General features: G+C 68.8%; 12 protein-coding genes. 6 read left to right on the forward strand and 6 right to left on the reverse strand.

Features of this window, described 5'->3' with window-relative positions; translation table 11 throughout:
* The first annotated feature begins 42 nt into the window (after window positions 1–42).
* Genes JN22_RS35395 through pyk form a run of 3 tightly spaced genes read left to right on the forward strand, consistent with a single transcriptional unit; the run spans window position 43 to window position 1,984 of the window.
* Window positions 43–168: a hypothetical protein gene (locus JN22_RS35395; protein ID WP_396022010.1), complete on the forward strand. Its 126-nt coding sequence runs from the start codon at window positions 43–45 to the stop codon at window positions 166–168.
* Entirely contained in the window at window positions 162–680 is a 519-nt protein-coding gene (locus JN22_RS35400; protein WP_396022011.1) for a DUF4147 domain-containing protein, read from the forward strand. The genes JN22_RS35395 and JN22_RS35400 overlap by 7 nt, the downstream gene beginning before the upstream one ends.
* Window positions 572–1,984, forward strand: coding sequence for a pyruvate kinase (pyk, locus tag JN22_RS31270; protein ID WP_085557809.1), 1,413 nt, complete (start codon window positions 572–574; stop codon window positions 1,982–1,984). The genes JN22_RS35400 and pyk overlap by 109 nt, the downstream gene beginning before the upstream one ends.
* A gap of 92 nt (window positions 1,985–2,076) precedes the next feature.
* On the opposite strand, the gene JN22_RS31275 is transcribed toward pyk, so the two are convergent.
* Genes JN22_RS31275 through JN22_RS31285 form a run of 3 tightly spaced genes read right to left on the reverse strand, consistent with a single transcriptional unit; the run spans window position 2,077 to window position 5,320 of the window.
* Window positions 2,077–2,997, reverse strand: a complete 921-nt coding sequence (locus JN22_RS31275; RefSeq protein ID WP_085557810.1) for an efflux RND transporter periplasmic adaptor subunit — start codon at window positions 2,995–2,997, stop codon at window positions 2,077–2,079.
* Window positions 2,994–3,209: a DUF1656 domain-containing protein gene (locus tag JN22_RS31280; protein ID WP_085557811.1), complete on the reverse strand. Its 216-nt coding sequence runs from the start codon at window positions 3,207–3,209 to the stop codon at window positions 2,994–2,996. Before JN22_RS31280 ends, JN22_RS31275 begins: the two co-directional genes overlap by 4 nt.
* The gene (locus tag JN22_RS31285; protein ID WP_085557812.1) at window positions 3,206–5,320 is read right to left on the reverse strand and encodes an FUSC family protein; all 2,115 of its coding nucleotides are present in this window, start codon (window positions 5,318–5,320) and stop codon (window positions 3,206–3,208) included. The genes JN22_RS31280 and JN22_RS31285 overlap by 4 nt, the downstream gene beginning before the upstream one ends.
* 193 nt (window positions 5,321–5,513) lie before the next feature.
* Here JN22_RS31285 and JN22_RS31290 point away from each other — a divergent pair, with 193 nt between their 5' ends.
* From JN22_RS31290 to JN22_RS31300, 3 genes are all read left to right on the forward strand, one after another.
* On the forward strand, window positions 5,514–6,293 hold the full coding sequence (locus tag JN22_RS31290) for an AraC family transcriptional regulator (protein WP_085557813.1): 780 nt from the start codon (window positions 5,514–5,516) through the stop codon (window positions 6,291–6,293).
* A 220-nt stretch (window positions 6,294–6,513) separates the two neighbouring features.
* Window positions 6,514–7,743: an MFS transporter gene (locus JN22_RS31295; protein WP_085557814.1), complete on the forward strand. Its 1,230-nt coding sequence runs from the start codon at window positions 6,514–6,516 to the stop codon at window positions 7,741–7,743.
* 65 nt (window positions 7,744–7,808) lie between these two features.
* Window positions 7,809–8,570: a glucose 1-dehydrogenase gene (locus JN22_RS31300; RefSeq protein WP_085557815.1), complete on the forward strand. Its 762-nt coding sequence runs from the start codon at window positions 7,809–7,811 to the stop codon at window positions 8,568–8,570.
* Window positions 8,571–8,920: 350 nt separating this feature from the next.
* Here the strand turns inward: JN22_RS31300 and JN22_RS31310 are convergent, their stop codons facing one another.
* The 3 genes from JN22_RS31310 to JN22_RS31320 are packed head-to-tail and all read right to left on the reverse strand — an operon-like array spanning window position 8,921 to window position 12,818.
* Window positions 8,921–10,408 (reverse strand): nickel-dependent hydrogenase large subunit, encoded by a 1,488-nt coding sequence (locus JN22_RS31310; protein ID WP_223677995.1) that lies wholly within the window; start codon window positions 10,406–10,408, stop codon window positions 8,921–8,923.
* 5 nt (window positions 10,409–10,413) lie between these two features.
* Window positions 10,414–11,433 carry an NADH-quinone oxidoreductase subunit B family protein gene (locus JN22_RS31315; protein ID WP_085557816.1) on the reverse strand — a complete coding sequence of 340 codons (1,020 nt, stop codon included), beginning with the start codon at window positions 11,431–11,433 and terminating at the stop codon, window positions 10,414–10,416.
* Window positions 11,430–12,818, reverse strand: a complete 1,389-nt coding sequence (locus tag JN22_RS31320) for a PAS domain-containing sensor histidine kinase (RefSeq protein ID WP_085557817.1) — start codon at window positions 12,816–12,818, stop codon at window positions 11,430–11,432. Before JN22_RS31320 ends, JN22_RS31315 begins: the two co-directional genes overlap by 4 nt.
* Window positions 12,819–12,877: the final 59 nt, after the last annotated feature.

Consider the following 12,877-nt stretch of genomic DNA (forward strand, 5'->3'; position numbering starts at 1 on the left):
CATCCCTGTTGAACCGGGCAGGCAGGATCAGGAATGGACAGGATGAAGCACGACACCCTGCTGAGGCGCATGTTCGAGGCGGCCATCGCCGCCGCCCAGCCGGCGCTCTGCGTGCCGCCGCACCTGCCGGCGCCGTCGGACCTCGCCGAGGGGGCCGGCTTGTGGTGATCGGGGCCGGCAAGGCGTCCGCCGCCATGGCCCGCGCGGTGGAGGACCATTGGACGGGTCCGCTCTCCGGCCTCGTCGCCACCCGCTGCGGCTACGCGGTGCCCTGCGCGCGCATCGGGGTCGCCGGGGCCGCCCACCCGGTGCCCGACGCCGCGGGGTCGGAGGCGGCCCGGCGCATGACGGATCTGGTGCAGGGGCTGGCCGCCGACGATCTGGTGCTCTGCCTGATCTCCGGCGGCGGCTCGGCTCTGCTGCCGCTGCCGCTCGACGGGGTGACGCTGGCCGACAAGCCGGCGGTCAACCGGGCGCTGCTCGCCTCGGGCGCCAGCATCACCGAACCTCCGCCCCCGCGCCATCCTCATCACCGGAAAAGGAGGCGGCCCCGACGGGCCGCACGCACGCCATGCGCCGTCACCGCCACGCCAAGCTCATCGCCACCGTCGGACCGTCCAGCGCCGCGCCGGAGACGCTGCGCGCCCTGTTCCTCGCCGGGGCCGACGTCTTCCGGCTGAACTTCAGCCACGGCACCCACGACGACCATGCGCGCGTCCACGCCGCAATCCGCGCGCTGGAACAGAGCGTCGGACGGCCGATCGCCATCCTCCAGGACCTTCAGGGGCCGAAGATCCGCATCGGCACCGTCCGCGACGGGCGGCTGGCGCTGATTGCCGGCGAGACCGTCCGGCTGACGCCGTCCGGGACGGAGGGCGGCAAGGGGGCCATCCCGCTGCCGCATCCGGAGATCTTCGCGGCCGTCCTGCCCGGCCACGACCTGCTGATCGACGACGGCCGCATCCGCCTGCGCGTCACGGGCTGCGGCGACGATGTCATCGAGGCGCTGGTCGTCCATGGCGGCATCGTCGGCAACCGCAAGGGCGTCAACCTGCCCGACACGCCCCTGGCGCTGTCGCCGCTGACCGCCAAGGACCGCGCCGACCTCGCCTTCGGCCGGGAGCTGGGGGTGGACTGGATCGCCCTGTCCTTCGTGCAGAAGGCGTCGGACGTCCTGGAGGCCAAGGCGCTGATCGGCGACCGCGCCGGGCTGGTGGCGAAGATCGAGAAGCCGTCGGCGCTCGACGCCATCGAGGGCATCATCCACCTGTCCGACGCGATCATGGTGGCGCGCGGCGACCTCGGCGTCGAGATCCCGCACGAGGATGTTCCCGGCCGCCAGAAGGAGCTGGTCCGGCTTTGCCGCCTCGCTGCCAAGCCGGTCATCATCGCGACGCAGATGCTCGATTCCATGGTGGCGGCGCCGACGCCGACGCGGGCGGAGGCGTCGGACGTGGCGACCGCCATCTACGACGGCGCCGACGCCGTCATGCTGTCCGCCGAATCCGCCTCCGGGCAATACCCGGTGGAGGCGGTGTCGATGATGGACCGCATCATCACCAAGACCGAGCGCCACAAGGCCTACCGCTCGATCATCTCGGCCCTGGAGCCGGAACCGGAGGCGACCCCCTCCCACGCGGTCGCGGCGACCGCCGCCGACCTCGCCGACAGCATCGGCGCCTCGGTCATCGTCGCCTTCACCGCCAGCGGCAACACGGTGGCCCGCATCGCCCGCAAGCGCCCGCGGGTGCCGATCCTGGCGACGACCCCGTTCCAGTCGGTGGCCCGCCGACTCTGCCTGTCCTGGGGCGCGCACAGCGTGCTGTCGCAGGAGATCGACAGCCACGAGGGCATGGTCGCCCACGCCTCGGAGCAGGCGCTGGCGGAGGGGTTCGCGGTCCGCGGCGACCGGCTGGTCGTCGTCGCCGGCGTGCCGTTCGGGCGCTCCGGCAGCACGAACAACCTCCGTGTGGTCGATGTCTGATAAAGCCGAACCGTCACAGAAGGGCAATGCCGCGGCCATCTTGGCAAGGGGGTGGCGGGTTGAAGGACCGTCAATCTGTGCCGAACGGGACGTTACGATCCGGCATGAGAAGCGTGCGGCCAATGAGCACCCGTGGCCGTTTCGGAGCCCCCGGGGATGATCTCGACGGTCGCTGTCATGCCGGCCGCCAGTTCGACCTCGGAGGGCACCCGATCGATGCGGATGCGGACCGGGATGCGCTGGGCAAGCCGCACCCAGGAAAATGTCGCCGCTACAGTCGGCAGGCCGAGATGACCCGGCGTGTCGTTGCTGTTCTCGATACCGCGGCCGATGCTTTCGACATGGCCCGACACGGGCTGATCGAAGCCCATCAGCATGATCTCCGCCGGGCTGCCGACGCGGATTTGCCGGATCTTCGTTTCCTCGAAATAGCCGGTGATCCAGAAGCTGGCCGCGTCGAGAACGGCGACCTTCGTCACGCCGGCCGTGGCATAGTCACCAGGCCGCAGCCTCAGATTGGTGACATAGCCATCGACCGGCGAGCGGATGGTGGAGCGCGCGAGGTTGAGTTTGGCGAGATCGAGAGCCGCCACCGCCGCCTGATAGGCGGCCCCGGCCACCGTGGCCGCTCCGCCCGACTGCTGCACGGCCTCCTGGGACAGGACATCCCGCAATTGGCTGTGCCGCCGCGCCGTCGCTTGCCGAACGAGCATATCCTGTCGTTTGGCTTCGACGTCGGCCTCCGCCAGAGCCACGGCAAGCCGGAGCCGCTCGGGGTCGATCACGTAGAGAATGTCGCCCCGGCGGACATGCTGATTATCGACGACGGACACGGCGCTTACGGTGCCGGAGACTTCCGGTGCGATCTGCACGACATCCACGCTCACGCGCCCGTCGCGGGTCCAGGGCGTCCGCTCATGACGGTTCCACGCCTCCAGCGCGACAAAAGCGGAGGCAGCCACGAGGCCCAGGGTCAGGGCGTAGCGGCTGAGAAGGGACAGAACAGACTTCATGGCAATGTTCCAACGGAGGGCAGGCACTGCACGAGCAGACCGTAAAGAAGGACGAAGACGGCAAGCTCGACGAGCGCCCGATGAGCGAACAGGCGGTGAACGCCGGTGACGGCGAGGAGGCGGACCACCGCCATGGTGGCGACCAGGGCGGCAAGGGCGAGCACCACCAGACCGGGGATGAGGACGCCACCAACGCTGAGATCGACGATCATGAGCTACGTTCCCCCTCCGCCGTTCCACCGGAGCCGAGCGCGAATCGAAGGTCGATGAGCAGGTCGAGCATCCGCAAACGGTCCTTGATCGGGCTGTCGGCGATCAGGGCCGCCAGCGCCTCGATGCGCCGGACAAGATCGATGCGATCGACGGAACCGCTCCGGCCTCCGGTGCCGAAGCGTGCGGCGATCGCCAAAAGCAGTTCCGTCACCCTGTCGCCAACATCGCCTTCGATCCGTGGAACCGCCTTGCGGAGCTGACCTACGGCGTGACCGATGCGAAGATGGTGCAGCGTGTCGTCAAGGACGTCCGAATAGGCTTTCCCGGACACCCGCAATCTTGGAAGCAGCAACGCCGTCCGATCGATCATGAGGCTCGTCCAATGCGCTTCGTTGGGCGCAGCGCCCAGCGCGCGGCGTCCGACATCCCGCCGGCTTAGGTGAAGCAGCCGGTTGATCGCCGCGTCGGCCGGCACGGTCTGGAACAGGGACATGCTCAGCGCCCCGAATCCGACCGCCGCAAAGAGCGCGATCACCATGTTGAGGGACGCGGCGAAATCGCCGGTGTAGCTGGTGCCCAGACCCGAGAGGATCGGAATTGTGAGGGTGATGCCGAGCGCCCGGAATGTCGTCGGGAGCCGTGCCTGCAAGGAACCGGCGAACAGAAACGCCGGGGCGAGAACCGCGACGAGAACGGGGAAGCTCGTGATCTGGGGAAGGATGACGTAGCTGTAGGCGAGGCTGATCGCCACCCCATAGATCGAGCCGACCATATACCTGATGACGTTGGGCGCCGGCGTGTCGGCGTTCGCGAACAGCGTGCAGCATACGCCGAGAATGGAGACGGCCGTCCCGCCCTCCGGCCAGGCCGACCCGATCCAGAAGGCGCAACCGATGAGAATGCCGACGATGGCGCCCATGGCGGCCCGGGCCGCCATCCAGGGATCGCGGTGATAGACGTAGCCCTTCGCATGCTGCGGTCCATGAAGCGACGCCGCCTCGCGCGGGCGGTCGACAGTCCCGATGGTTCGTACGAGCCTGTCGCAGTCCTGGAGCAGGCCGATCATCTCCGCCAGATGTCCGGCGAGGTTGGCGGCCAGCCTGTCGCCAGGCGTGGCGGCGTCTGCGCCGAAACGTTTCCGGATCGCCCGGGCGCGGCCGATCAGGTGGGCCGCGGAGCCATTCCGTTCGGCCGTGTCGGCGGTTGCGATCCATGCTTCGACGTCACCGAGCAATGCGCCCAGTTCATCGGGCGCGCCGCCGTCCCCGGCGCCAAGGACATGGATCCGGTCCTCGATCTCCGTCGCGAGCGGAAGCAGTCGCGCAAGCCGGTCATGGACCAGTTGCAGCGTTTCACGACGCGGCGTCACGGGGGCCGCGTCATACGGCAGATGAGTTGCAAGCCCTTGCAGGACAAGAAGGTCCGCCGCAAGCTGGTTGCGGTCCCGGCGGTTCTCCCCCGGCGTTCCGTTGAGCACATCCACCGCCAGCCGCCGCGCGTCCCGCAGCGTTGCCGACAGCTTGCCGGTGAACTGACCCGTCATGCGCTTGGGCACGACGTAGCGGTGCATCAGGATGGCGCAAAGAATCCCGATGGATATCTCCTGGACCCGCACCGAAGCCGTTTCAAAGACCGTGCCTGGATCGAGGACACTGGGAAAACCAATCAGGCTCGCCGTATAGCCCGCGAGAACGAAAGCGTAGGCTCGCGGTGTGCGATCAAGCAGCGAGAAAAACAGGCACAGACCGATCCAGCAGGCCAGAACCGCGCTGCACGCGATCGGATCGTTCACGCAATTCGGAACGATCGCCACCGTCGCCACGGCACCGGCCATTGTCCCCGCGAAGCGATAGACGCCCCGGCTGAGCGATGCTCCGACGGAGGTCTGCGAGACGATATAGACGGTGACAATGGCCCAGAATGGTTTGGAAAGGCCGATGCGCAACGCGATGTAGTAGGCCAGCATCGCCGCGGCGAAACTCTTCATCGAAAAGAGGATCGCGTCCGCGTCCGCCCTCATGGCGGGCGTGCGGAGGATGGCGAGGCTTGGGCGCGGTAGGGCGACGCAGGCCTTGCGCAAGAGGGTGTTTGCGGCGTTCCCGATGGTCATGCCGCCAGTTGTGACCGATTTGCAGAATTAAATAAATTCGGTATTCTGTCAGAAAATACCCAAAAGCTGCCAATCGATGCCCTACTCACGATCAGCCGTCTCAGCCGTCTCAGCCGTCTCAGCCGTCTCAGCCGTCTCAGCCGTCTCAGCCGTCTCAGCCGTCTCAGCCGTCTCAGCCTTCGACCCCGATCTCATGGATCGGCCGGCTGTCGCGCGGCAGCTCGACTTCGCGGATCACGAGGCGGAAGTGCCGATGCACACGCATCGCAAGGGTCAGTTGATCCTTGCGCTGCATGGCGCCGTCACCTGCACCGCGGACAACGAGATCTGGATCGTGCCGCCCAATTGCGGAGTCTGGATTCCGGGCGGCGTGCCGCACAGCGCCCGTGCGACACCAAATGCGCGACTCAACTACCTGTTCGTGGAGCCAGGGGCGGCAGGCTTGCCCGAGGAGTGCTGCACTCTGTCCGTCTCCCCGCTGATCCGGGAAATGGTCGACCGGCTGGCCCACGAGCCTGCCGACTATCCCTCGGACGGCCATGCGGCCCGGCTTGCGAGGGTGACTCTCGACGAACTGGCCGACATGCCGCGTGAGCGCTTCAACCTGCCGATCTCCAACAATCCGAAGATCCGTGCGATCGCGGATGCCTTGACGGTGACCCCCTCCGACCGCAGCACATCGGCCGAATGGGCCAGGCGCGTGGCGATGAGCGAAAGGTCGCTGGCCCGTTTGATGATCCGCGAGACGGGTCTGACGTTCGGACGCTGGCGGCAGCAGCTTCACCTTGTCATCGCACTTCGGGAACTGGCCAGCGGTGCGACGGTCCAGAACGTAGCCGCCGAACTGGGCTACGACTCGGTCAACGCCTTCATCACGATGTTCAAGAAGGCTTTGGGAAGCACCCCCGCGCAATACTTCGCGCAACGCAGGGCGGAAAAGCTCTCACCCCAGAAACAAGCGTCAGGCGATTGATCAAGAGCAGGATCATTGAAATCTGTTGCCGCGCAGCTGCCGCTTTTAAAATGCGCAGGCCCTTCAAAGGCAGAAGGCGGGGCGTGCGCGATCCGTGAGGAAAATGAACGGTATCCGTGATTCGAAGCGCACTGGTCGATAAAACATCACGCGCATACCATGCCTTCGGGATGGACCCAGCCGGGCAATGCCGGTCGCGCCTCCGAGGAAACCATCAAAGATGAAATCGAGAGATTGGTGGAATCAGAAAAAGAAGAACTTGACCGGCGCCTGCCTCGCCCACGCGCTGCATGACGGGTATACCGACGCCCTCTATGTCTTCCTGCCGGTATGGCAGGCGCAGTTCGGCCTTTCCTATGCGGCGCTCGCCATCGTGCGCGCGCTCTATTCCGGGACGATGGGAGGCCTGCAAATCCCGGCCGAGCGGGCCCTGCGCGGCCTGTCGCCGCGAGCGGCGCTGATCCTGTCGACCGTCCTCGCATTGACGGGCTTGCTGATCATGGCGGCACCGTTCGGCTTTGCGGGCCTTTGCGTCGGCCTCGTCGTGGCCGGCATCGGATCGAGCATCCAGCACCCATGCGGCTCGATGCTCGTCACCGCCAGCTATGGCTCGGCATCGCGGCATCCACTCGGCGTCTACAACTTTTCGGGCGATCTCGGAAAAGCCGCGCTGCCGGCGCTCGTCGCGCTGCTGCTGCCGATTCTCGGCTGGCAGCCGGTGCTGGTGGTGATGGCGGTGCTTGGAATCGTCCTGTCGGTCGCCCTGATGCCGCTGGCGCCGGCTGCTCCCATCACCAGGACCGCAACGAAGGGGACGGCTTCCGGCCAAGGCCGCGGCGGCTTCGGCATTCTGACGACGATCGGCGCGCTCGATACGGCGACCCGCATGGGCTATCTGCTCTTTCTTCCCTTCCTCATCCATGGACAGGGCGGAGACACGGCGACGGTCGGGCTCGCTCTGGCCCTGCTGTTCATCGGTGGCGCGTTCGGAAAGGCGACGTGCGGCCGGCTCGGGGAGCGGCTGGGTGTCGTCGGCAGCGTCATGGCGACCGAAGCCGCCACCGCCTTGCTGATCGTGGCGACGCTGTTCACGTCGCTGACGCCGACGCTCATCCTGCTGCCGCTGCTCGGCGTCGTGCTCAACGGCACCTCTTCGGTGCTCTACGGCACCGTGCCGGAGCTTGCCGACGGCGATACGGGCCGGGCCTTCGCGGTCTTCTACACGAGCGTCATCGGTTCCGGAGGCCTGGCGCCGATCCTCTACGGCGCCATTGCCGATCACAGCACCCAGACGACCGGCGTGCTGGCCTCGGCGGCGACCGCCGCCCTGATCGTTCCGCTCGTCCTGACGCTGAGGCCCCATCTGAACACCTCCGGCGCGCAACCGCACGGGCGGGCCGGCGTCTCCCGGCACCGGATGTTGAGGTGGATCGGCCAAGGCCGGCAATGAGCCGCCGGCATTCCGCCGCTCCCGGATCCTCATGAATTTCCCGCAACCACAGGAGGGGTCTTCCAATGAACACCGTCCCTCGGGCGCCGCTGATTCTGATAACGGGTGGAGGGCGTGGCGTGGGCGCGGCGACCGCGAGGCTTGCCGCCGCCCAGGGCTACGATGTCGCGATCAGCTACGTCGCCAACGAGTCCGCCGCCCGCGCGGTGGCGGCGGATGTCGAAGCCCTGGGGCGGCGGGCCCTGCCCGTGCGCGCCGACAGCGCGGATCCGGCGCAGGTCGTCCAACTGTTCGACGCGATCGACCGGGAGTTCGGCCGGATCGACGTCCTGGTCAACAACGCCGCGGTGCTTGCGCGGCAGTCCCGGACCGAGGATCTCGACTTCGAGCGGATGCAGCGCATCTTCGCGGTCAACGCGATCGGCCCGATCCTCTGCGCTCAGCAGGCCGTCAAGCGCATGTCCTATCGCCACAACGGGCGGGGCGGCGTGGTGATCAACATCTCATCGGCATCGGCCCGGCTCGGCAGCCCGAACGAATATGTCGACTACGCCGCCTCGAAGGGCGCCCTTGAGACGTTCACGACCGGCTTCGCCAAGGAGGTCGCGCGGGATGGCATCCGCGTCAACTGCATCCGCCCCGGACACATCTACACGGAGATGCATGCGAGCGGCGGGGAGCCGGGACGGGTGGATCGCGTCAAGGATTCGATCCCCATGGGAAGGGGCGGTCAGCCTGAGGAGGTCGCGCGGGCGATCCTATGGCTGGCAAGCGCCGAGGCTTCCTTCATCACCGGCACATTTCTCGATGTCACCGGCGGCAAGTGAGCAACGCCGGCCCGATCACCGCCGGGGTGATCGGGCGGAAGGTGGCCGCACGGGCTGAGAGCCTGTCCTGAAAGATTATCCTCAAGCGAGGCGGCGGAGCATGAGGCGGATCATGGCGATGCCGATGAAGGTGACGGATGTTGAGAAATACAGTTCGTAATGGCTTGCAAGGCGGCGACAGCGTGTGAGCCATGACAGCGGTCGTTCGAGCAGCCACCGCTTGGGGAGGGGGCTGACCGGGCCGAAAAGGGGAGGGCCGCTCCGGGTGGGGCGGCCCTTGCGCTGCCGAATGAATTCCGAGAAAATTCCGGATGCCCATAACTAAGCACTTGAAGTTGCTTATGAAATTTTCAATGCACGGTGCAGACCATGCAGGGATCGAAGGAGCGCAGGATGTGCTGGACGGACAGCGGTGAGACCTCTTCCGGCCGCACCGGGGCGCCGACCAGCGCACGTTCCAGCGGTCCCGGCACGCCGTCGAGGTCGCGCGGGGAAAAATTCCAGGTCGTCGGGGCGATGATCTGGTAGCCGGCGATCCGCCCCTGCTCAACCCGCAGCCAGTGGCCGAGCGCGCCGCGCGCCGCCTCGGTCAGCCCGACCGCCTGGGCGCGGTCCGGCATCTGTCCTTGCGCGCACCAGGGGCCGGCGGGATCGAGGTTGCGCAGCCACCCCTCCATCGCGCGGGCGGTGCGGGCGATCTCCAGCAGGCGGGCGACGACGCGGCTCAGCACGTTGGCGCCGTCGTCGGCGACCAGGGCGCGGACCAGCGGATGGCCGTCGATGAGCTGACGGGCGACCGCTCCGGTCTCGTAGGGCAGGCCGGCGAGGCGCGGCGCCTTGCACCAGCTGTACCCCTCCTCGTCGGCGCCATCCGGCACGGTCGATCCGGAAAAGGGCGGGTGCGGGCGGTCCTGGCCGGCCATGCGGCTGAAGCGGTGGTGCTCGGTCACGTCGGCGGGGTCGTAGGACGACTCCCGGCCGTCGGCAAACGTTCCGCGCCGGTACAGATGGCCGCCATCCGGCAGCGGGTAGGCGCCGTGGCTGAGGAAACGGTCGTAGGCGCGGCCGAGCCCGGACAGCGCCAGATCGTCGGCGATCTCCAGGAACAGGCGGAAGTCGCTCTCCGGTCCGGCGCGGCGCCAGCGGTCGAGATCCTCCGCCGTCTCCAGGGCGAGCACGGCGTCGAGCGGCGCGCCGAACAGGCTGGTCTCCAGGAAGCGGCGGAAGGCGCCGACGATGGCGAGCAGCCGCACCCGGTCGCGCCCGTCCAGCGCGCGGGTGACGCCGCCCGGCTGGATGGTCAGGGTATGCGGCCACTTGCCGCCCATCAGCCCGAGGATGTGGAACAGTTCGGTGCGCGCCGCCAGCGCGCGGCGGACGCTGGTCCCCTGCGCCGCCTTGAAGCGCGCCTCGGCCCGCTCGAACCACGGCCGGCCGGCGTAGGCCGGGCGGGCGAAGTCGGGCATGAAGAACAGGTGGAAATGGGTCAGATGGTCGGCGACGTTCTCGGTCGCCGTCATCAGGTTGGTCGCCAGCAGCCCGTTGCGCGGCACCTCCAGCCCCATCGCCCCGGCCAGCGCCAGCGCCGCCGCGTGCGACTGCGAGACCGAGCAGATGCCGCAGATGCGCGGCGCCACCACCAGCGCGTCGAGCGGGGCGCGCCCCTCCAGAATGCGCTCGAAGCCGCGGAACAGCGGGGAGTTCACGTAGGCGGCGGCGACGGCGCCGTCCCCGATTTCCAGCCGCACCTCCAGGTCGCCCTCGACGCGGTTGAAGGGGCCGACGATCAGGCGGCGGCCGGGCTGGCCGGTTGGCGGCGGGGACGGTTCTGCGGTCACGGGGGTCAGCCCTTGCTGGTCTTGCCGGTGCCGCGCACCGAGGGCGGCACGACGATGCGGTCGGCGGCGGCGTTGCGGCGCACCCGTTCCGGCGTCGCCGCCTTGGCGAGCGAGGCCAGCGCCACGAACCACGCCTTGGGCATGTCGGTCGGCAGGCCGATGGGGATGCCGGCGAATTTCGGCGTCTCCAGGAAGGGGTGGCCGGGCTCCTCGAAGCCGGGCGCCGTGCAGTTGATGCAGGCGTAGCCGCCGCGCGTGCAGGACCCTTCGCCGTTCCACAGCCGCGTGTTGCAGTCGGCGTGCGCCTGGGTGCCGAGGCAGCCCATATGCTCCATCAGGCAGCCGAGGTCCGACGGTTTCTCGGCGCTGGCCTTGTATTCGTAATACTCGTTGCGCGGACAACCGTGATGGACGAGATGGTCGGCGTAGAAGCGCGGGCGCTGGTAGCCGTCCAGATCCGCCGCCGCCAGCGCGTCGTCGGCCAGCAGCATCAGCGTCTCCGTCACCCAGTTCGGGTGGGTCGGGCAGCCGGCGACGTTGATCACGGGCAGGCCGGAGCGGGAACGGAACTCGCCGCCCAGCGCCCCGCCGCGCCGTGTCCCCTCATACTGAAGGCCGCAGGCGTCGGTGATGTTCTCCCCCGCCGCGGTGATGCCGCCATAAGCGGCGCAGGTGCCGACGGCGACGACCTGCCCGGCCACGGCGGCCAGTTCGCGCACCCAGTCGATGGTCGGGCGGCCGGTGCCGGCCAGCACATGGAAGCGCCCGGTGCCGTTGGGGCCGCGCAGAAGCGAGCCCTCGACGCACAGCACGTCGAGCGGCTCGTCGCCGGCCAGGATGCGGTCGAACAGGGCGGTGACCTCGGGGCCGGTCTCCTCCGACAGGCTGGGATGCCAGAGCAGGCGGATGCCGGCGGTCTCCAGCAGGGTCGGCAGGTCGGGCGATTCGGCGCAGAGCAGCGACATGGTGCAGCCGCCGCAGCCACCCGATTGCAGCCACAGCACCGACAGCGGGCGGTCTCTCATCCATCCCCTCCCGTGGGAAGCCCGTCGCGGCGGGCGGGACCGGCCGCCGGCAGGGTCAGGGTGAAGACGGCGCCGCCGTCCGGGTGGTTGGCGGCGGTCAGCGTGCCGCCCTGGTCCTTGACGAGCTGATAGCTGATCGACAGCCCCAGCCCGGTGCCCTTGCCGACCGGCTTGGTGGTGAAGAAGGGGTCGAACACCCGGCCCAGCAGATCGGGCGGGATGCCGGGGCCGGTGTCGCGGACGGTGACGGTGACCATCCGCAGTCCAGCCGGGCCGCCGTCGGTGCGCGCGTGCAGCTCCAGCCGCCGCCGCGGGGCGCCGGCCATCGCGTCGATGGCGTTCTGGACGAGGTTCATGGCGACCTGATGCAGGTGCCCCGGATGGCCGGCGATGTCGAGCGCGTCGGGCAGGTCGAAGAGGACGGCCAGGTCGGGGGTCTGCGCCTTGGCGACCCAGGTGACCGCCGAGCGCAGCAGGGCGGTGAGGTCGAAGCGCTCGGCGGCGTGCTTCTGCTCCGAGGAGAAGCGGCGCAGCTCGGCGACGATGTCGCGCACCCGCTCGGTCCCCTCCAGCATGCCGTCGAGCGTCGCCGGGCTGTCGGCGCGGGCGCGGTCGATCCGCAGCTCCTTGCGCAGGGCGGCCAGCGCGTCCGGCGCCGCCCCCTCATGCACCTTGTCGAGATAGGCGGTCAGCCGCTCGACGTAGCGGCGCAGCGCGTGGGCGTTGCCGTAGACGAAGGAGATCGGGTTGTTCAGCTCGTGCGCCACCCCGGCGACGAGACGGCCGAGCGAGGCCATCTTCTCCGAATGGACGAGCTGCTGCTGGGTCTGCTTCAGCCCCTCGTGCGCGGCTGCGAGGTCGCGGTAGGCGCGGCGCAACTCGCCGATCGGGCGGCCGACCAGCACCAGCCCGATGGCGTGGCCGCGCTGGTCGTAGCGCACCGTGCTGTTGACCGAGACGGGGAAGGGACCGGTCGGGCCGCGCAGGCTCAGCTCGACGTCGGCGCCGCCCTCGCGCTGGAGGGCCGCCGCGCAGAGCCGGGCGAAGGCGGCGTGCGAGCCGGGATCGAGGAAGTCGCGCAGCGGCCGGCCGGCGAGGTCGCGGCCGGGGTGGCCGAGCGCGCGCTCGGCGGCGGGGTTGCTCTGCTCGATGCGGCCGTCGCGGTCGCAGGCGATCAGCACGTCGGTCATCGAGCCGAGCACGCTGGCGATGAAGGCCTGAGCCTCCTCCAGCTCGGCGTTCTTGCGCTCCAGCTCGACCTGCTGCGCCACGAGGTTGGCGTAGGTCTCGTCCATCTTCCGGATCACGTCGATCCAGGCGCTCTCGGCGTCGGCGTCCGACGGCAGGCCCGGCATGGCGAAGGGATCGGAAAGGGGCACGGTCATGTCGCGAGAGGTTTGGATTGTTCGCTTGCCACTCTAATCGAAGGGCACTCTAGCACGGC

This window comes from Azospirillum agricola, assembly GCF_020005195.1.
Classification (GTDB): domain Bacteria; phylum Pseudomonadota; class Alphaproteobacteria; order Azospirillales; family Azospirillaceae; genus Azospirillum; species Azospirillum agricola.